The sequence below is a fragment of the Pseudomonas sp. TMW22090 genome, from assembly GCF_022496665.1.
Lineage (GTDB): Bacteria > Pseudomonadota > Gammaproteobacteria > Pseudomonadales > Pseudomonadaceae > Aquipseudomonas > Aquipseudomonas gregormendelii.
Genome location: NZ_SCFH01000013.1, coordinates 16,267 through 36,323 on the forward strand (window position 1 = coordinate 16,267; position 20,057 = coordinate 36,323).

9 protein-coding genes are annotated in these 20,057 nt (G+C 61.6%); 3 read left to right on the forward strand and 6 right to left on the reverse strand.

What is annotated here, in order from left to right; translation table 11 throughout:
- Positions 1-3: 3 nt before the first annotated feature.
- Both EQV97_RS27205 and EQV97_RS27210 read right to left on the reverse strand, forming a co-directional pair.
- Positions 4-2,163 carry a type I secretion system permease/ATPase gene (locus EQV97_RS27205; protein ID WP_240890434.1) on the reverse strand — a complete coding sequence of 720 codons (2,160 nt, stop codon included), beginning with the start codon at positions 2,161-2,163 and terminating at the stop codon, positions 4-6.
- Positions 2,164-2,296: 133 nt separating this feature from the next.
- Positions 2,297-3,655, reverse strand: a complete 1,359-nt coding sequence (locus EQV97_RS27210) for a TolC family outer membrane protein (RefSeq protein ID WP_122837899.1) — start codon at positions 3,653-3,655, stop codon at positions 2,297-2,299.
- Between the two features lie 607 nt (positions 3,656-4,262).
- Here EQV97_RS27210 and EQV97_RS27215 point away from each other — a divergent pair.
- On the forward strand, positions 4,263-12,188 hold the full coding sequence (locus tag EQV97_RS27215; RefSeq protein ID WP_240890435.1) for a retention module-containing protein: 7,926 nt from the start codon (positions 4,263-4,265) through the stop codon (positions 12,186-12,188).
- Between the two features lie 112 nt (positions 12,189-12,300).
- On the opposite strand, the gene lapD is transcribed toward EQV97_RS27215, so the two are convergent.
- The 4 genes from lapD to EQV97_RS27235 form a co-directional block, all read right to left on the reverse strand.
- Entirely contained in the window at positions 12,301-14,241 is a 1,941-nt protein-coding gene (lapD, locus tag EQV97_RS27220) for a cyclic di-GMP receptor LapD (RefSeq protein ID WP_240890436.1), read from the reverse strand.
- 32 nt (positions 14,242-14,273) lie between these two features.
- Positions 14,274-14,981 (reverse strand): cysteine protease LapG, encoded by a 708-nt coding sequence (gene lapG / locus EQV97_RS27225; protein ID WP_122837902.1) that lies wholly within the window; start codon positions 14,979-14,981, stop codon positions 14,274-14,276.
- 118 nt (positions 14,982-15,099) lie between these two features.
- Complete coding sequence (locus tag EQV97_RS27230; protein WP_122837903.1) at positions 15,100-15,495, reverse strand: YbaN family protein; 396 nt, start codon at positions 15,493-15,495, stop codon at positions 15,100-15,102.
- Between the two features lie 10 nt (positions 15,496-15,505).
- Positions 15,506-16,093: a YecA family protein gene (locus EQV97_RS27235; RefSeq protein ID WP_045058676.1), complete on the reverse strand. Its 588-nt coding sequence runs from the start codon at positions 16,091-16,093 to the stop codon at positions 15,506-15,508.
- A gap of 1,175 nt (positions 16,094-17,268) precedes the next feature.
- Between EQV97_RS27235 and recQ the strand changes: the two genes are divergently transcribed.
- Together recQ and EQV97_RS27245 are read left to right on the forward strand one after the other, a co-directional pair.
- A complete protein-coding gene (recQ, locus tag EQV97_RS27240; RefSeq protein WP_122837904.1) occupies positions 17,269-19,395 on the forward strand; it encodes a DNA helicase RecQ in 2,127 nt (708 codons plus the stop codon).
- A 119-nt stretch (positions 19,396-19,514) separates the two neighbouring features.
- A complete protein-coding gene (locus EQV97_RS27245; RefSeq protein ID WP_045058845.1) occupies positions 19,515-19,949 on the forward strand; it encodes a MarR family transcriptional regulator in 435 nt (144 codons plus the stop codon).
- The last annotated feature ends 108 nt before the right edge of the window (positions 19,950-20,057 follow it).

Below are 20,057 nucleotides of genomic sequence, written 5' to 3' on the forward strand. Positions count from 1 at the left end.
CTCCTAGACCGCTGCAGAGCCGACGCGGCCCTTGCGCAGTGCATCGATGACCGCTTCTTTCGGACCGTCGGCGACGATCCGTCCGTTGTCCAGCACCACCAGCCGATCCACCAGGCTGAGCATCGAGGTTCGGTGGGTGACCAGCAGCAGGGTCTTGCCCTGGACCCAGTCGTGGAGTTTCTGGCGCAGGACGTCTTCGCTGCTGTTGTCCATGGCACTGGTGGGTTCGTCGAGCAGCATGATCGGTGGGTCGAGCAACAAGGCCCGGGCCAGCAGCACGGCCTGGCGCTGGCCGCCGGAAAGCAACTGGCCGCGTTCACCTACCGGTCGGTCGAAGCCTTGCGGGTGCTGACGGGCGAGCTCGGTGACGCCGGTGAGCTCCGCCACTTCGAGCATCCGCGAGTCACTGACATAGCGGGCGCCCAGCGTCAGGTTATCGCGCAGGCTGCCGGCCAGCAGCGGCAAGTCATGGGCAACGTAGCCGATCTGCTGGCGCAAGTCGGCGACATCCAGTTGCCGCAGGTCCAGGCCGTCGAGCAGCAACTGGCCTTCTTCCGGTGTGTAGAAACCCATCACCAGGCGGGCGAGGGTGCTTTTGCCCGAGCCGCTGCGGCCGATAATGCCGATGCGCTCACCAAGTTTCACGCTGAAACTCACGTTGTGCAGCGCCGGGGCACTCTGGCCGTTGTAGTGAAAGGTCACGCCACTGACGTCGAGGGCGCCTTGCAGTTGCGTGCGCTCCAGCGGCCGTTGCCGGGCGTCGCGCTCCTGGGGCAGGCCCATCAGCGCATCGGTGCTTTTCATGGTCAACTGCGCTTGCTGGTAACGCGTGATCAGGCCGGCAATCTGCCCGAGCGGTGCCAGCACCCGGCTGCCGAGCATGTAGGTCGCCACCAGCGCACCAACGCTGAGGTTGCCGGCAATGATGCTGTAGACCCCGGCGACGATGGTCGCCATGCCGGAAAATTGCTGGATGAACAGGGTGCCGTTGGTGGCCAGGGCCGAGAGATTGCGGGCGTGGCTGTCGAGGCGGGTCAGGGCGCCGTGGGTGGTTTCCCATTTGTGCTGGCGCTCGCTTTCGGCGCTGCAGGCCTTGAGTGTTTCCAGGCCGCCGAGGGTTTCAATCAGCAGCGCCTGGCGTTCCGCACCCAGGGTCAGGCTTTTTTGCACGGTGTCGCGCAGGCGTGCCTGGATGATCATCGCGAAGATGATGGTGATCGGAAATGCCAGCAGCGGAATCACCACCAGCCAGCCGCCCAGCAGACCGATCACCACCAGCATGAGCACGGCGAATGGCAGGTCGATCAGGCTGGTGAGGGTCACGGCGGTGAGAAATTCACGCAGGCCCTGGAAGTCATGGATGCTCTGGGCAAACCCGCCGATGGTGGCCGGCCGTGCCTTCATCGACATGCCAGTGATGCGCTCGAACAGGGTAGCCGAGAGAATCACGTCGGTTTTCTTCCCGGCGGTGTCCAGCAGGTGCGCGCGCACCACGCGCAGCACCAGTTCAAAACCGGTGCCGATCAGCAAGCCGATGGACAGCACCCACAGGGTCGATGTGGCCTGGTTCGGCACGACCCGGTCGTAGGTCTGCATGACGAACAGCGGGACCATCAGGCCCAGGAGGTTGATCAGGAAGCTCGTCAGGATGGCGTCGCTGTACAGCCATTTGGACAGTTTCAGTGTGTCGCGAAACCAGGCTTCCACCCGGGGAACCAGGGGCGAGCGCAGGTCTTCAAGTTCATGGCGTGGCCGGGCAAACAATGCCTGGCCGCTGTAATTTTCAGTCAGCTCTTCACGGCTGACCCATTGTTCGCCACCGTCGGCTTCGCTGGGCAGGATGAGCAGGCGGCCATCGTCTCCCAGACGTCGCAGAACGGCCGTGCGGCCGTTGCCCAGTATCAGCATGACTGGCAGGTTGAGAGGGGAAATATCCGCCAGGTCCCGGCGCAGCACGCGCGCCTGCAAACCGGCCCGGGCTGCTGCGCGGGGCAGCAGGTCCAGGCTCAGGCGTTGTTTGTTCAGGGGCAGCCCGGCACTCAGGCTGGCGCGACTGACCGTCGCGCCGTGGAGTTTGCAGAGGATCAACAGCCCGTCAAGAAGCGGGTCGTCGAAGCCAAGACGCGGATCGACACCAGTGTTGCCGGTTTCCATGCTGGTCAAATTGATCGCTCCAGGTGAACGGGCTGCCACATCAACACAACACATACCGCACGGGGAGGAGCGGGCGAAGCCTGCGATTTCCTGATCAGAAAAAATCAGAGGACCGAGCCTGCGGCAGCTCCTGCCTCGGCACTTACCTCAGTTCAGGCAAGCGGGCTTCGTTCTTCACTTCGGTCTGGGCGATCGCATCGGCAGGCAGCACCACGCGTTGTTTGCTCAGCAACAGGCCCATGTTCGAGAGGATGCGGTACATCGAGTATTCCTCGGTGTAGCGAACTTCGGTGTAGCGACGGTTGGCGTTGTAGAGCTCGTTTTCACTGTCGAGCACGTCCAGCAGGGTGCGCTGGCCGAGGCCGAACTGGTCCTGGTAGGCCGCACGTACGCGTTTGGTCGTTTCGGCGTACTCGCGCGCGGTCGGCGTCTGCTTCTTCGCGTTGAGCATGGCGTTCCAGGCCAGGTGGATATTTTCGTTGAGCTGGCGCAGGGCGTTGTTGCGGATGTCCATGGCCTGGTTGATCTGGTGCGCGTTGGACTGCAGACGGGCCTTGTCGCTGCCGCCGCGGAACAGGTTGTAGTTCATCACCACACCGACCCGCCACTCGTTGTCGTGACCTTCATCGCCCTGCACGTTGTTGTTCGCGCCCACGGCCGCTTCAGCGTCGAAGCGTGGGAAGAACGGCGACTTGGCAACTTCGTACTGGCTCTCGGCGGACTGCACGTCTGCCTGGGCGGATTTCAGGTACGGGTTGTTCTCCACCATGCTCTGCTGGGCTTCCTGCAGGGTGGCGGGCAACTCACCGCGGGTCGAAGGCAGGGTTTCCAGTTCATCCGGCAGGCGACCCACCACGGCGTAGAAATTCGATTCGGCGTCAGCCAGGTCGACTTCGGCGGTGTCCAGGTTGTTTTGCGCCAGTGCCCGACGAGCGGTGGACTGGTCGGCGTCGGCTGTGCTGCCGATGCCGCGCTCGGTGCGCAGGCCGATCTGGTCATTGACGCGCAGGTGAGCTTGCAGGTTGTTCTTGGCCAGGGTCACCAGTTCGCGACGCTTGAGCACTTCGAGGTAGACCTCGATGGTGCGCAGGGCCAGGTCCTGGGCAGTGCCCTGAGCGTAATAGGCCCGGGAATTGACCACGCCTTTGGTGCGTTCGACTTCGTTGGCGGTGTTGAAACCGTCAAACAGCATCTGCCGCAGGCGCAGTTCCGACTGGGTGTAAGTCAGGATCTCCGTGTTGTGATTGCCCTGTGCGCGGGTGCTGGTGTTATCGCTGTAGCCGCGGCCGTAAGCAGCGTTCAGATCGACAGATGGATAGAAGCCCCCTTTGGCGATTTTGACTTCTTCGTCCGCGGACAGCCGCGCGTCCACGCGTGAGGCAAGTTCCGGGTGAGTTGCAATGGTGCTTTGGATGGCCTCGGTCAAGGACATGGCCTGGGCCTGTGAAGTGCAGGCCATGGCCAGCAAAATCGCGCTGCAGAGGGGGGTTAAAACGCGCATGGGTGTATCTCCCTGATTCCTAATGATGCTTATCAGTCGCCAAATATTTGACGGCATTTATAGTGAAAACCGTTTCAAGCTTGTAACAACAGAGCTAAGAACATTCTAGAGCAAAGCTAAGAAATTTTTCTCATAAGTCTTATGCCAAAAAAAACTTATGCGCTCTGAAAAATCCAGCACATTGTTCACTCGTGGAACCCTTGTATTACGAGCTCTAGGGAGCTTGCAAGGGCAAATCGAAAGTTCCAACCATTTATCGATAACGGACGATGGAGTGCTGGAGGGGAAGGAGGCGGGGCAGTTTGGGGGTGACATTTTTTTGTCACTTGACCGGTTCAGAACTGTAACGCATCGCTGGCAGGTGATCATTTTTGCCGATTAGTAGCCCAAAGCCATTGAATGTATTGGGTTTATTCGAATCAGGCGCTGATTGCCCATACGCGACAGGCTTGGCGAGAAAGTCGCCAGGGCCACGGTTGACCCGGAATAATCCGGGGAAAAACCCGTAGCCCGGTAGACGATTCACCCGGCAACTGGCTTTTTTCCATGAGCACGATCTTCGCAAAAAACAGGCTGCCGGCAACGGTTGGCAGCGGAGGAAATGCACATGGCTACGCTCATCGGTATCGTCACTAAAGTCATTGGTCAGGTGGTTGCTGTAGCGGGTGACGGCACCCGACGCGCGCTGGTCGAGGGCGATCGGCTGTTTGCCGGCGATCAATTGGTCACCGGGGCCGAAGGGGCGGTGGCGGTGAAGCTGCAGAATGGCCAGGAGATGACGCTTGGGCGTGGCAGCAGCCTGCAAATGACCTCGCAACTGCTCGCGCACCAGGCGCCCCATGTGCAGACGCCGGAAGCCGTGACGCCCAGCGAGGCACAACTGACCGACGTCGAACGCCTGCAGAAAGCCATCGCCGCTGGCGAAGACCCGACTCAAACCGGTGAAGCCACTGCGGCCGGGCCAACGGGCAGCACCGCTGCCGGAGCCCTGGGCGGCGGCCACAGTTTTGTACTGCTCGAGGAAGTGGCAGGCCGGGTCGATCCGACCGTGGGTTTCCCGACGGCAGGATTCAACGGCATTCCAGAGTTTCCCCTGGAGCGCATCTTCAACGATCCCGACAAAAGCCTCGATAACCAGGACGACGCCACACCTCCCGTCGTCGTGCCACCGTTGGTCGTGAACAACCCCGTCATCCTTGGCGGCCTGAATACCTCGGGCGGCGAGCTGACCCTCAACGAGGCCAATCTTCCCGACGGCACGGCCAGCAATCCCTTGGCGCTGACCCAGAACGGCACCTTCACCGTGACAGCGGCCGATGGCCTGCTCAACCTGAACGTGGGCGGTATCAGTGTGTTAAGTGGTGGCGTGGCGGCAGGCTTCCCGCAATCGATCACCACTCAGCTGGGTAACACGCTGACGATCACGGGTTATGATCCGGCCACAGGCGTGGTGAGCTACAGCTACACCCTCAATGGCAACGACACCCATTCGGCGGGTGACGGCGCGAACTCCCTCAGCGAACAATTCACCGTGGTCGCGGGCGACACCAACGGCGACACGGCTACCGGTTCACTGGACATCAACATCACCGACGATGCGCCAACAGCGATCGACGACAGCAACGTTAATACCGCTTCGGAAACCCTGTTGACCCTGACCGGCAGCGTGCTGCCCAACGACATCCAGGGTGCCGACCGCATTCCCACCGGCCCCAATAGCGGGCCGGTAATCGGCGGTACGTTCACCGGCACCTACGGCACCCTGGTGCTCAATCCGAACGGCACCTACACCTACACGCTGAACCCTAATGACGCCGACTTCAAAGCCCTGCACGGTGGTGGCAGCGGCACGGAAAGCTTCGTCTACACCCTTACCGATTCGGATGGTGATACCAGCACCGCAACGCTGGTGCTGAACATTCACAACAACGATGACCCGATCGATATCGGCGGGCTCGGCGTGTCAGGCGGCGAGCTGTCCGTCTACGAGAAAAACCTGGGCGACGGCAGCGCGCCGGATGCTGGCGCACTGACCCAAAGCGGCACCTTTACCATCACTGCGCTCGACGGTGTGCAGAACCTGAGCATTGGCGGGATCAGCGTGGTGAGCGGTGGCGTCAGCGCAGGTTTGCCGCAATCGATTACCACCCCGCTGGGCAGTACGCTGACCATTACCGGTTACGACAGCGCAACCGGCATCGTCAGCTACAGCTACACCCTGGCCGACAACGAAACCCATGCCAATGCCGATGGTGCGAATAATCTGTCGGAGCAGTTTGCAGTCACCGTGGTCGATGACAACGGCACAACCGCCAATGCCAGCCTCGACGTCAACATCGTCGACGACCTGCCCAACGCCGTGGATGACAGCAACGCCAATACCGCCTCGGAAACCCTGCTGACCCTCAACGGCAATGTGCTGACCAACGACGTGCAAGGCGCTGACCGGGTAGCGACCGGGGAGAACACCGGCCCGATCACGCCCGGCACCTTCAATGGGGCCTATGGCACCCTGGTGCTGAACGCCAATGGCACTTACACCTACACGCTGAACACCAGCGATGCGGACTTCAAGGCGTTGCACGGCGGTGGCGACGGTACTGAAACCTTCGCCTACACCATCACCGATTCCGACGGCGATACCAGCACCGCGAACCTGGTGCTGCAGATCCATAACAACGATGATCCGGTGACCATCGACGGTTTGAACGTCAACGGTGGCGAGCTGACGGTCTACGAAAAAAACCTCGGCGACGGCAGCGCGCCGGATACCCCTGCGCTGACCCAGACCGGCACCTTCACCATCACCGCGCTCGACGGCGTGCAGACCCTCAGCGTCGGCGGCCTGAACGTGGTGGTCGGTGGTGTGAGCGCCGGCTTCCCGCAGTCGATCGTCACTCCGCTGGGCAGCACCTTGACCATCACCGGCTTTGACATCACCACCGGTGTGGTCAGCTACAGCTACACCCTGGCCGATAACGAAGCCCATGCGAACGCCAGCGGCGCGAACAACCTGTCCGAGCAGTTTGCAGTGACCGTGGTCGATGACAACGGCACCACGGCCAATGCCAGCCTCGACGTCAACATCGTCGACGACCTGCCCAGCGCGGTGGATGACAGCAATGCCGGCACCGCCTCGGAAAGCCAGTTGACCCTTAACGGCAACGTGCTGACCAATGACGTGCAGGGCGCTGACCGGGTACCGACCGGGCCAAGCGCCGGGCCGATCACCGCCGGCACATTCGTAGGCACCTACGGCACCCTGGTGCTGAACGCCAACGGCACGTACACCTATACGCTGGACACCAACGACGCGGACTTCAAGGCCCTGGAAGGTCGCGGCAAAGGCACTGAGACGTTCGCCTACACCATCACCGATGCCGACGGCGATACCAGTACCGCCAACCTGGTGCTGCAGATCCATAACAACGATGATCCGGTGATCATCGGCGGCCTGGATGTCAACGGCGGCGAACTCACCGTCTACGAGAAGAACCTCGACTGGGGTACCAACCCCGATTCGCCCGCGCTGACCCAGTCCGGGACCTTCACCGTCACGGCACTCGACGGCCTGAACTCCCTGGTCGTGGGTGGCTTCGCGGTGGTCGCCAACGGCGAGGTGGTCGGCTTGCCGCACACCGTGGTGACCCCGCTGGGTAACTTCCTGACCATCAACGGCTTCGATCCCGTCACGGGCGTGCTCAGCTACAGCTACACCCTGGTGGGCAGCGAAACGCACCCAGCGGCCGACGGCGCCAACGCCCTCGTCGAGAATTTCGACGTGGTGGCGCACGACAACGACGGCAGTACTGCGTCGGGCCAGATCAACGTCAACATCATCGATGACTTGCCGAGTGCCAATCCGGACTTCAAGCAGGTGCAAGAGGGCGGGACGGTCGGCACCAACGTCCTGGTCAATGACATCGGCGGCTCCGATGGCCCGGCGGCCACGGGTGCGGTGGTCGGCGTGCGTGCCGGCAGCGACACCTCGACCTCGGCCAGCGGTGGCCTCAACACCAATATCAATGGCGCCTACGGTTACCTGACCCTGGATGCCAACGGCAACGCCACCTATCAAAGCAACCCGAACAGCGTCAGCGGGCCCGGCGCGATTGATGTATTCACTTACACCGTGCGCGATGCCGATGGCGATGAGAGCACCACCACGCTCACCATTGACGTCTACAACAGCTGTCTGAAGGCAGTGTCCGACAGCGATGTGACGGTGTATGAAAAGGCTCTCGACCTGACTAAAGATGGCCAGGACCTGGCGGCTGGCACCGTCGCCGGCAGCCAGCCGGGCAATACTGGCGAGACCGCTTCCGGAACGCTGGTGGGCTCGGTCACGGGCGCCGTGGGTGCGATCACCTACGCCCTGGTCGGCAGCGCCACGGGCAGCTATGGGCAGATTCAGCTCAATGCCGACGGCACCTACACCTACACCCTGACTTCGCCAGCGAGCACCACCCCGCAGGCCAACGATGGCCCCAACACCCTGAGCGAAAGCTTCACCTACCAGGCGACCGATTCCCTGGGCAACATCACCACCAGCACCATCGTGGTGAACATAGTCGATGACGTGCCAAAGGCTGTGGACGACAGCAACGCCGACAATGCGTCGGAAACCCGCCTGACCCTCGACGGCAATGTCCTGACCAATGACGTGCAAGGCGCGGACCTTGTCGCGACCGGCCCGAACACCGGCCCAGTCACGCCGGGTACATTCGTCGGCACTTACGGCACCCTGGTGCTGAACGCCAACGGCACGTACACCTATACGCTGGACACCAACGACGCGGACTTCAAGGCCCTGGAAGGTCGCGGCAAAGGCACTGAGACGTTCGCCTACACCATCACCGATGCCGACGGCGATACCAGCACCGCCAACCTGGTGCTGCAGATCCATAACAACGATGATCCGGTGATCATCGGCGGCCTGGACGTCAACGGCGGCGAACTCACCGTCTACGAGAAGAACCTCGACTGGGGCACCAACCCCGACGCGCCGGCGCTGACCCAGTCCGGCACTTTCACCGTCACGGCACTCGACGGCCTGAACTCCCTGGTCGTGGGTGGCTTCGCGGTGGTCGCCAACGGCGCAGTGGTCGGGCTGCCGCACACCGTGGTGACCCCGCTGGGTAACTTCCTGACCATCAACGGCTTCGATCCCGTCACGGGCGTGCTCAGCTACAGCTACACCCTGGTGGGCAGCGAAACGCACCCAGCGGCCGACGGCGCCAACGCCCTCGTCGAGAATTTCGACGTAGTGGCGCACGACAACGACGGCAGTACTGCGTCGGGCCAGATCAACGTCAACATCATCGATGACTTGCCGAGCGCCAATCCGGACTTCAAGCAGGTGCAAGAGGGCGGGACGGTCGGCACCAACGTCCTGGTCAATGACATCGGCGGCTCCGATGGCCCGGCGGCCACCGGTGCGGTGGTCGGCGTGCGTGCCGGCAGCGACACCTCGACCTCGGCCAGCGGCGGCCTCAACACCAATATCAATGGCGCCTACGGTTACCTCACCCTGGATGCCAACGGCAACGCGACCTACCACAGCCGGCCGGACTCGGTGGGCGTAGCGGGCGCGACTGACGTGTTCACCTACACCGTGCGCGATGCCGATGGCGATGAAAGCACTACCACCCTCACCATCGACGTGTCCAACAGTTGCATCAAGGCGGTGTCCGACACCGACGTGACGGTCTACGAAAAAGCCCTGGACCTGAGCAAGGACGGCCTGGACCTCGCGGCCGGCACCGTGGTCGGCAGCGATCCGGGCAATACCGGCGAAACGTCCACGGGAACACTGGTCGGTTCGGTCACCGGGGCTACCGGCGCAATCACCTACACCCTGGTCAGCAGTGGCACCGGGGCCTACGGGCAAATGCTCCTCAACCCCAACGGCACCTACACCTACACATTGACCTCGGCGCCGAAAACCTCGCCGAACGCCAACGACGGGCCCAACAGCCTGAGCGAAAGCTTCACCTACAAGGCCACTGATGCCCTGGGCAACACCACCACCAGCACCATCGTGGTGAACATCGTCGATGACGTGCCCAAGGCCGTTGCTTCCGAGCGTTCGGTGGCGGCGGTGGAAATCGATTCCAACCTGCTGTTGGTGATCGACGTGTCCGGCAGTATGGCCGATGCGTCCGGCGTGCCTGGCCTGTCGCGCCTGGCCCTGGCCAAGCAGGCGATCAGTGCCTTGCTCGACAAGTACGACGACCTTGGCGACGTGAAGGTGCAGATCGTCACTTTCAGCAGCAACGCCACCGACAAGACCGCGATCTGGGTTGACGTGGCCACGGCCAAGTCGATCATTTCGGGCCTGACGGCGGGCGGCGGGACCAACTACGATGCCGCCGTGGCAACCATGAAGACCGCGTTCAACACGGCCGGCAAACTGACCGGCGCGCAGAATGTCGGCTACTTCTTCTCGGACGGCAAACCCAACGAAGGTGACATCAACGCGGCCGACGAGGCTTCACTCAAAGCCTTCCTCGACGCTAATAACATCAAGAACTACGCAATCGGCCTGGGCAACGGCGTCAGCAATGCCTACCTCGATCCGGTCGCCTATGACGGCAGCACCCACACCAACACCAATGCTGTGGTGGTGACCGATCTCAACCAGCTCAACTCGGTACTCTCGGGCACCGTGCAGGGTGCCCCGGTCACGGGCACCTTGCTGGAGGGCGGAAACTTTGGTGCCGATGGCGGTTTCATCAAGTCCATCGTCGTCGATGGCACCACGTACACCTACGATCCTAAAGCGTTGAACAACCAGGGCTCACTGATTTCCAGCGGCGGGGACAACCACGGCACGTTCAACACGGTAAACAACTCCCTGAGCATCGCCACCAATAACGGCGGTACGCTGGTCATCAACCTCGACAGCGGTGAGTACAACTACACCTCGCAGAAAGCCACGAACGTGGTGATCACCGAAAATATCGGCTTCACCGTCAGCGACAACGACGGCGACCTGGCGAGCTCGACCCTGGTGGTCAAGGTCGTGCCGAACGCCGCGCCCGTGGCCGTCGACGACCACATCATCACCAACGTGCTGTCCGGCAGCGTGGTGGTACCTGGCGAATTGTTGCTGGCCAACGACACTGATCCCGAAGGCGATACCCTCACCGCAGCGCCGACTACCTTCAACACCGGTTGGGTGGCCAGGGGCGCGGACTTTGTCGGCACCGGCGCGATCAACTTCAAGGGCAGCAACAACACCGCCGCGAACCAGAACCTGGCGGATGTGCGCGGGTCCTTCGCGGCCAATACAGCAGCGATGACAGCCGTGCTGGTGATCAGTGGTTATCTGGGCTCTGTCACCACTTCCAATGCCAATGATGAAGACCTCATCACGGTGAAACTCAAGGAGGGTGAGACCCTCAATCTGGATCACAACCTGGCGGGCGGTCGGATTGCCATGGAGTACTCACTCAATGGCGGTGCCTTCGTGACCCTTGCCGATGGCGCTACCATCACGGCCGATGCCGATGGCACCTACCAGATTCACGTCACCAACATCGCCAATACCAGCGGCGGCGTTGGCGCCAACAACGCCGAAAACTACCAGCTGACCATGACGGTCAACTACGCCGGTGCCCATGATGTCACCCCGGACTTCAACGGCGCCTACAGCGCCAATGACACCCACGGCGGCAGTGACACGGCGAATGTGACCATCAGCTACCAGGACGGCCATACCCTCACGGGTACCGCGGGTGACGACGTTCTGATGGCCGGCACCGGCAACAACGTGCTCAATGCCGGCGATGGCAACGACGTGTTGACGGCGGGTGCCGGTAACAACGAACTGCACGGCGGTGCCGGCAACGACCTGTTGTTCAGCGGGGCAGGTAACGATCTGCTGGACGGCGGCGCTGGTATCGATACCGTCAGCTACGCCCATGCCACCAGCGGTGTCACCGTCGACCTGGGCCTGCTCACTGCGCAAAACACCGGAGGCGCCGGCACTGATACCCTCACCGGCCTGGAGAACCTCACCGGCTCCAACTTCAATGACAGCCTGATGGGCGACAACAACAGCAACATCATCACTGGCGGCCTGGGCAACGACGTCCTCAACGGCGGTGGCGGCGATGACTTCCTCATCGGCGGCCTGGGCAACAACACCCTCACCGGCGGCGCTGGCGCGGATACCTTCCAGTGGCTCAAAGGCAACTCCGGGCATGACCTGGTCACTGACTTCACCCCGGGCACCGACAAGCTCGACTTGTCGCAACTGCTGCAAGGTGAAAACGGCACGGCCGCTTCGCTGGATGATTACCTGCACTTCAAGGTTGTCGGCAGTGGCGCTTCGGTCCTGACCAGCATCGACGTCAGCGCCATGGCCGGCGCCACACCGAACCAGACCATTGACCTTGCCGGTGTCAACCTCGCCAGCCACTACGGCGTCACGCCGGGGGCGGGTGGTGTGGTCGCCGGGGGGCATGACACGGCGACCATCATCAACGGGATGTTGAATGATCACTCGTTGAAGGTGGATACGGTTTGATCTGAAAAGTGAAGGAGAGAGGCTGATCTCCTGTGGGAGCAAGGCTTGCCTGCGATAGCGAAGACGCCGTCGCGGGCAAGTCGTGCTTCCACCGTGGGGGGCAGCTACCCCGTCACATTGGCTCAGGCGGCCCGATGAACCTGCCCATGACCCCATACACCCCTAATTCCCTGATCGTCGCAAACTCTCCCTGGGTCTCGACCATCTCCGCAATCAACGGCAAATCAATACTGTTGGTTGCCCGGAAGATCGCATCAATGAACAGGCGCTTGTCGTCCTGGCGATCTATACCCCGGATATACGCACCATCAATCTTCAAGTAAGCCAACCCCAGCTGTGTCAGGTTGCCGATCTGGCTGAAGCTGCCGCCAAAATGCTGCAGCCCGACGCGATAGCCGGTGTCGAGCAGGCTATGACACAAATGCTGCAACTCCAGCGGGGGCGGCAGTTGGCGTTCGTCGATTTCCAGGGTCAGCAGCGGCGCCAGATCGGGTAACGATTCGAGCATGTCGAGTATCTTCGCCAACTGCGCCGGATCGCGCAGGGTGCTGCCAGACAGGCTCAATGCCAGCGGCCAGCGATTGACGACAAGGTAATCGAGGGTCGCTTCGAGCATCGCCAGGTCCATGCGCGCTGACCAGCCCAGACGCTCTATCCAGGGCAGGAAATGCCCGGCGGCAATCGCCTCGCCGCTGGGGTCGAGCAAGCGTGCCAGGACTTTGTGGTGAAGCACCTGGCTGGTGTCGGCGCATTGCACCACCGGCTGAAAGTACAGCTGCATATTCCCCTGCGTCAGGGCTTCGTCGATCCAGGTGCGCCAGTCGTGCTGGGACTGGTTCGGCGCGCAGTCACCGCTGTCCAGGTATGTCCACGGCCGCTCGGGGTGTTGCCGGGCCTGAGTCAGGGCTTGATCCAGGCGCAGCAGCACCGCATTGGCGGATTCTCCCGGGTGATAGGGGACGATGCCCAGGTGCGCCACTGGCATGCTGTCACTGGCGCCGGTCAGGCGCAGGTTCTCCAGGGTGGCACTGACTTCCGCGACCAGGCGGGCGGCGTCCGCCTGGCCCAATCCAGGTGTCAGCAAGCTGAACTCACCGCCACGATTACGCGCAGCCAGCCAGGTACTACGCTCGGGTAGTCCGCAAAGACGCTTGAGCAATTCGGCGACTGCGTTGATCAATGCATCAGTGCGCTGTCCGCCCATGCGCTGATTCAGCCCCGCCAGATCGTTGATCCGCAGCATCAGCAGGTGGCCCTCACTGCTCTGCTCGGCCACCAGCAAATGATCCGCCAATTGCTCGTCCAGTAACCGTCGGTTGGCCAGCCCGGTGAGGCCATCGAGGTAGGATTCGGCGCGCAGTTTTTCGCTGCGAGCGGCTTCTTCGGCGAACAGCGCCTTGAGTTTTTCGACCATCTGATTCATCGCCAGCACCACGCGTTTCAATTCCGGGGTGCGGGGCAATTTCGTCAGGCTGCGAAATTCGCGTTTGCTGATGGCTTCGGCCTGTTTGACCATCTTGTCCAGCGGGCGCAATTGCCGGCGCAGCAACCAGCCGCCGAACACCGCGCTGAGCAGCCCGCAGATAAGCAACCAGATCAGGCTGCCCAATGTACTGTCCCAGAGCTTGGCCAGGGCAAATCGCGGGTTGCTCAATACTTCGACCCGGGCGAATTGCTCCCAGCCGCGCATGATCAACGCTTCGCCTCCCTGGGGACGCAGGTCGACCAGCCTGGTGAACCAGCCGGGCACACGTTCGCCGCGGGCCTGGGCGCTGCGCTCCACCAACACCTGCTCATCGGCAATGCTGACTACCCGGATGCGGGTGAAGTAGCCACTGTCGAAAATCGAGCTGACCATCAACTCCATCATCGCCGGATCGTCTACTTGCGCGGTCAATGACAACCCCAGCGCCGTCGCCGCGTCCTGGGCGTGTGAGCGCAACTGCCCGAGCATCTGGTCGCGGGAGCTTTCCAGGCTGACAAAAAAGCTGCCGCTGAACGCCACCAGCAGGAACAGGCAAATGGCGAGAAACAATTGTTTGCGCAGTGACATAACACGCTCCTTGCGAGACCTTGCGAGGACGACTAGCCGTCGCCCACGGCGAAACCTTCAACCTGCATTTTTTTCAACACATCCTGCCAGCGCGACAACTTTTTCGAGTCGCTGGAACGCTTGCCGCCGTTAGCTCCCGGCAGGTAAAGCCCCTCGGCATTGAAGGCGTAGACCGGTAGCAGGTCCTTGCGCCGTGAGGCGGGGGAGATCTCGCCCACCAGGTTGTCCAGCACCAGCGGATCGGCCGTGGGGCTGCTGTAGAAGGTCAGTACCATGTGCGCCTGGTTCTGGGTCAGGGCTTTGACGTAGGTGATGCGCAATTTGTCGCTGGGAATGCCGAGATGGCGCAGGCTGAAATACTTGGCCAGGGCATAGTCCTCGCAGTCGCCCGCGCCCTTGACCAGGGATTCGACGGGTGTGGCCCAGTAATCGACCTGGCGCCAGATGCGCGTATCGTCCTGGAAAGTCAGTTGCTGGTTGAAGAAGCGATTGACCGCATTGAGTTGCTCGCGCTCTGGCTGATCCTGTTGACCTTGCAGCAACTGGCTCCAGGCCTCTATCCGCCTTTGCGCGGGACCCTGCGCGCCGTATCGGGCCTGGGCGTTCTGCAAGACCTGCGCATAATCCCAGCTGGCGAAGACCGCACCCAGGCCCGGTACCAGCCAAAATGCCAGCAGCAGCCATCCGCCGAACCGAAGTCGGAGCGTTGACCATCCTGGACTACGCCGGCGACGGGGCATGTCGGGCTGCTCGGGGTGCAGATGGATGGAGTCTAGGCGGTGTTTGCAGGGGAAGAGGGCAGATCGTCGGTTGGCAATGCAGTTGCATTGAGTCACAGGGGATGCTGTGACGAGGCGATCAGGGCTTGCGCAGGGTTTTCTGTTTGAGGATGTAAATGGTCACCAGCACCGCACTGGTCAACATGAAGCCCCGCGCCCACGGCATCGGTACCAGGTAGCAGGAAAACCCGATGCTCACCCACATCAGCCCGATGGCGTAGACCTTGCCCTTGAGCGGAATGCCGTTACCGTCAAGGTAACCACGGATCCACGGCCCTAGGCGCGGATGCTCCACCAGCCAATGGTAAAAGCGCGGTGAACTGCGGGCAAAACAGGCAGCGGCCAGCAACAGGAAAGGGGTCGTGGGCAATACCGGCAGGAAGATCCCGATCACCCCCAACGCTACGCTGAGCCAGCCGATGGCCAGCAGCCCGTAGCGCAACATCAGGGAGCGGTTGCCTATGGGATTGTCCATAGGCAGAACCTTAGTGGTGACGAGGCTTGAGGATGGCCGGTTTTTCGTCAGGCGCGTTGCACAGCAGGTACAGCGCGGTCAGGGCTTCCGGGATCTGCACGATCATGTCGTCCATCAGATTGGCATCGGCGGCGATATCGGAGAATTCCGGTTGCTCGTCGAACAGGCCCGAACCGACCATGATCGGCAGCAGCATTTCGCTGACTTCGTCTTCAGCGGTCTCAAACCAGGCGGCTTCACGCAGGAACACACCTTCCATGAAGCCGATGCACCAGCCGCGCAGGTCGGAATCATCCGGGTCTTCGCCAAGATCGAGTTCGCAAGGCAGCTCGAATTCTTCATCGGAAGCCAGCTGGCGAGCGATGTGGGCTTTGAGTGCCAGCAGGGTGGATTCGATGGCTTCACGCTCGGTGTCGTCGGCGTAATGCGGCTCTTCGGCGAACAGGGCATCGATCCATTCACGGTCCGGTACGGTTTCGGAGCAGATCGACAGGGCCGTGAGGTAGCCGTGGGCGGCCACGTAGTCCAGCGCCTCGTCATGCAGTTCATCGGCGTCGAGGAAGACTTGCAGGCGGGTTAGTTGCTCAGCGAAGGACATTAAAGGGCTACCTTGGGAATTAAACAGATGCGGGAATTCTAGGCCTTCTTGAGCAGTCAGGCCAGCCGCGCGGCACATTTGCCCCCTCGGGCCTCGTTTTTCCATATGCGCTCTGTAGGAGCTGAGTAGGAGCTGTCGAGTGAAACGAGGCTGCGATCTTTTGATCTTGCTGTGTGTGCATATCCATTGCTGCGGTAACGGCGGCTTATGGTTCCGCCCTTACGGCGGGTCACTTTCGAAGAGGCTGCGCGCCCCGGCGCAAAGTAACCAAAGCGCTCTTGCCCCACCACTCGGCACCTCGCTCAGGCTCGGTGTGCCCTCACTCCGGCATTACTCCGCGGGTCGCCGCGATGGGCCATCCCTGGCCCAGCGCGGCTAAACCGGCATCCTTGCCGGTTTCCCCGCTGCGCAATGCCTGCGTTCGGCCAGCGTGGTTTAACGGGGCGCCTGCGATCAAGAGCCTCGCCGTGGCGGCCTCTGGGCCGACCAAGGCATCACGCCGGCGCGCTGCGCTGCTCTGATGTGCATACTCGCACTCTCTACAGATTTCGAACCTCCACAGAGATGACTTTCCAGAGGGATCACTTTCCAGGGAATTCGCCTTCCTCGGATACCACCTCACAGCGCCCATTGCATATCCAGAAAAGGTGCACGACCAAACAAGCGAAGCGCGCCAGCTTGATGCCTTGGTCGGCCCGAAGGCCGCCACGGCTCGGTTCTTGATCGCGGGCACACCGAGCCCAGGCGAGGTGCCGAGTGGTGGGGCAAGAGCGTTTTGGTTACTTTTGCGCTTTTTAAAAGTGACCCGCTGTAAGAGCGGAACCATAAGCCGCCGTTACCGCAGCAATGGATATGCACACAAAGCAAGATCAAAAGATCGCAGCCTCGTTTCACTCGACAGCTCCTACACACCCACCACACCCACCACACCCACCACACCCACCACACCCACCACACCCACCACACCCACCCATGAAGTGTTTGTCCCAATGTGTCTACTCAGCGGCACCCTTTGAACCGGAGGGGTCGGGTATACTCCCGCGTTTTGCGATGCCCTGCCGGCGTCATGGCTGAGATGGACAGCGTCATGCAATCCGCACTTACGATTTGTCAGTGCAGACCGCGCGATTCTGAACCAGCCTTGCAGGGATGTTTCGGTGATTTTTGGAGTTTTTATGCTCGAACAGGCTCAACGCGTCCTCAAGGACATCTTCGGCTACGACAGCTTTCGTGGCCGCCAGGGTGCGATCATTGAGCGCGTGGCCAGTGGTGGCGACGCCCTGGTGCTGATGCCTACCGGCGGCGGCAAGTCCCTGTGCTTCCAGGTACCGGCACTGCTGCGCGAAGGCCTGGCCGTCGTGGTCTCGCCGCTGATTGCGTTGATGGACGACCAGGTCGCCACCCTCGAAGAACTGGGTGTTGCCGCCGCTGCGTTGAACTCCACACTGAGCGCCGAACAGCAACGGGACCTGGCCAACCGCATCAAGCGCGGTGAAGTGAAAATGTTGTACCTCGCGCCAGAACGCCTGGTTCAGCCGCGGATGCTGGCATTCCTGCAAAGCCTGGAAATCGCCCTGTTCGCCATCGATGAAGCACACTGCGTATCGCAATGGGGTCACGATTTCCGCCGCGAATACCTGCAGCTGGGCCAACTGGCCGAGCTGTTTCCCAACGTTCCGCGTATCGCGCTGACTGCCACCGCCGACAAACGCACCCGCGAAGAAATCGTCGATCGCCTGCACCTGCAGGACGCCGAGCGTTTCCTGTCGAGTTTCGACCGCCCGAACATCTTCTATCGCATCGTCCCCAAGGAGCAGCCGCGCAAGCAGTTGCTGGCGTTCCTGGCCGAGCGGCGCAGCGACGCCGGTATCGTCTACTGCCTGTCGCGCAAGAAAGTCGACGAAGTTGCGGTATTCCTCAGCGAGCAGGGGTTTCCTGCGCTGCCTTATCACGCCGGGCTGCCCAACGAAACCCGCGCCCATCACCAGAAGCGCTTTCTCAACGAGGAAGGCCTGATCATGGTGGCCACCGTGGCGTTCGGCATGGGGATCGATAAACCCAACGTGCGTTTCGTCGCGCACCTGGACTTGCCCAAATCCCTGGAAGCGTACTATCAGGAAACCGGCCGCGGCGGGCGTGATGGCCTGCCGGCTGATGCCTGGATGGCTTATGGCCTGCAAGACGTGGTGATGCTCAAGCAGATGCTGCAGAACTCCGAGGGCGACGAGCGTCACAAGCGCCTGGAGCAGCACAAGCTCGACGCCATGCTTTCGCTGTGCGAAGAAACCCGCTGCCGCCGGCAAACCTTGCTGGCCTATTTCGACGAAGACATGCCGCAGCCGTGTGGCCATTGCGACAACTGTGTCGATGGCGTGCAGACGTGGGACGCGACCGAGCCGGCTCGCCAGGCCCTTTCGGCGATCTTCCGCACCGGCCAGCGTTATGGTGTGGGGCATCTGGTGGACGTGTTACTGGGCAAGGACAATGAAAAGGTCCGCAGCTTTGGGCATCAGCACCTGTCAGTGTTTGGTGTCGGCAAGGCGATGGGCGAGAGCGAATGGCGATCGCTGTTTCGCCAGCTGGTTGCCCGCGGGCTGGCGGACATCGACCTCGAAGGTTATGGCGGCCTGCGGTTGAGCGCCACTTGCCGGCCGCTGCTCAAGGGCGAAGTCACCCTGGAGCTGCGCCGAGACCTCAAGCCGCAAACGACTGCGAAAAGCAGCAAGAGCCAGGCGAGCCAGTTGGTTCGTGGTGAAGAACGCGAGCAGTGGGAAGCCTTGCGCGCGTTGCGTCGCAAGCTTGCCGAAGAGCACGGGGTGCCACCATACGTCATCTTCCCGGACTCGACCCTGCTGGAAATGCTGCGCAGCCAACCGGGCTCCATGGCCGAGATGGCACGGGTCAGCGGTGTCGGCGCGCGCAAGCTGGAGCGTTACGGCGAGGCATTCCTCGAAGTGCTGGGCGGCCAGGCCGAAGCGCCAAAGGTGGTGGCCGACCTGCGCCACGAGTTGATCACACTGGCCCGCGCAGGCATGACGCCACTGCAGATCGCCGGCCAGTTGCAGTGTTCGGAAAAGAATGTGTACACCCTGCTTGCCGAGGCGATTGGCAAGCAACAGCTGTCTCTGGAGCAGGCACTGGATTTGCCCGAGGAATTGATGGGCGAAATCCAGGATGCGTTCCTGGACGGTGAAGGCGAGTTGCCACCGGTTGCGGAGATCGCGGCAATGTTTGCCGGACGGGTTCCAGAGGGCGTGTTGTACTGCGTCCGGGCGGCGCTGCAGTCGGAATTCGAAATTTGAAACAACCCTTGCTTTGATGTAACGATTCAGTACAAAGCGAGCCTTGCTTCATGTCATCGGCCATGCTTAGCTGACTAATAATTAGGTTTTCTCTATTTCAGTCTAACCATGAGTTTTTTATGCCGTTAACCGATCAACACCGCTTTGGCATGCAGTTGGCGCAGGTGTCCCGTGGCTGGCGGGCCGAACTGGACCGTCGCCTGGCTGGCCTGGGATTGTCCCAGGCCCGTTGGCTGGTGCTGTTGCACCTCGCGCGTTTCGGAGAGCCGCCGACCCAACGAGAGTTGGCGCAAAGCGTTGCCGTAGAAGGTCCGACACTGGCCAGATTGCTCGACAGCCTCGAAAGTCAGGGTCTGGTCCAGCGCCAGGCAGTGGTGGAAGACCGCAGGGCGAAGAAAATCGTCCTCTGCGCCCCGGCCCGTCCGTTGATTGAACAGATTGAAACCATTGCCAACCAGCTGCGCCAGGAACTGTTTGAAGGCGTCGATGAGGCGGAATTGAAGATATGCATGCGAGTTCACGGGCATATCCTGGCCAACCTGGAAAAATCCTGACTCGTTGCTTCGTGCAGGACTTTTGAGATCGCCCGTTGGGCGGACTATAAAGAACTACTATGCATTATCGCGTTCGTACCGGATGTGCGAACGCGTACGGTTGGTTCT

Coding starts and splice junctions, on each gene's coding strand:
- EQV97_RS27210 (WP_122837899.1), bottom strand. CDS start 3,655: ATGCGCGTTTTAACCCCCCTCTGCAGCGCGATTTTGCTGGCCATGGCC.
- EQV97_RS27215 (WP_240890435.1), top strand. CDS start 4,263: ATGGCTACGCTCATCGGTATCGTCACTAAAGTCATTGGTCAGGTGGTT.
- lapD (WP_240890436.1), bottom strand. CDS start 14,241: ATGTCACTGCGCAAACAATTGTTTCTCGCCATTTGCCTGTTCCTGCTG.
- lapG (WP_122837902.1), bottom strand. CDS start 14,981: ATGCCCCGTCGCCGGCGTAGTCCAGGATGGTCAACGCTCCGACTTCGG.
- EQV97_RS27230 (WP_122837903.1), bottom strand. CDS start 15,495: ATGGACAATCCCATAGGCAACCGCTCCCTGATGTTGCGCTACGGGCTG.
- EQV97_RS27235 (WP_045058676.1), bottom strand. CDS start 16,093: ATGTCCTTCGCTGAGCAACTAACCCGCCTGCAAGTCTTCCTCGACGCC.
- recQ (WP_122837904.1), top strand. CDS start 17,269: ATGCTCGAACAGGCTCAACGCGTCCTCAAGGACATCTTCGGCTACGAC.
- EQV97_RS27245 (WP_045058845.1), top strand. CDS start 19,515: ATGCCGTTAACCGATCAACACCGCTTTGGCATGCAGTTGGCGCAGGTG.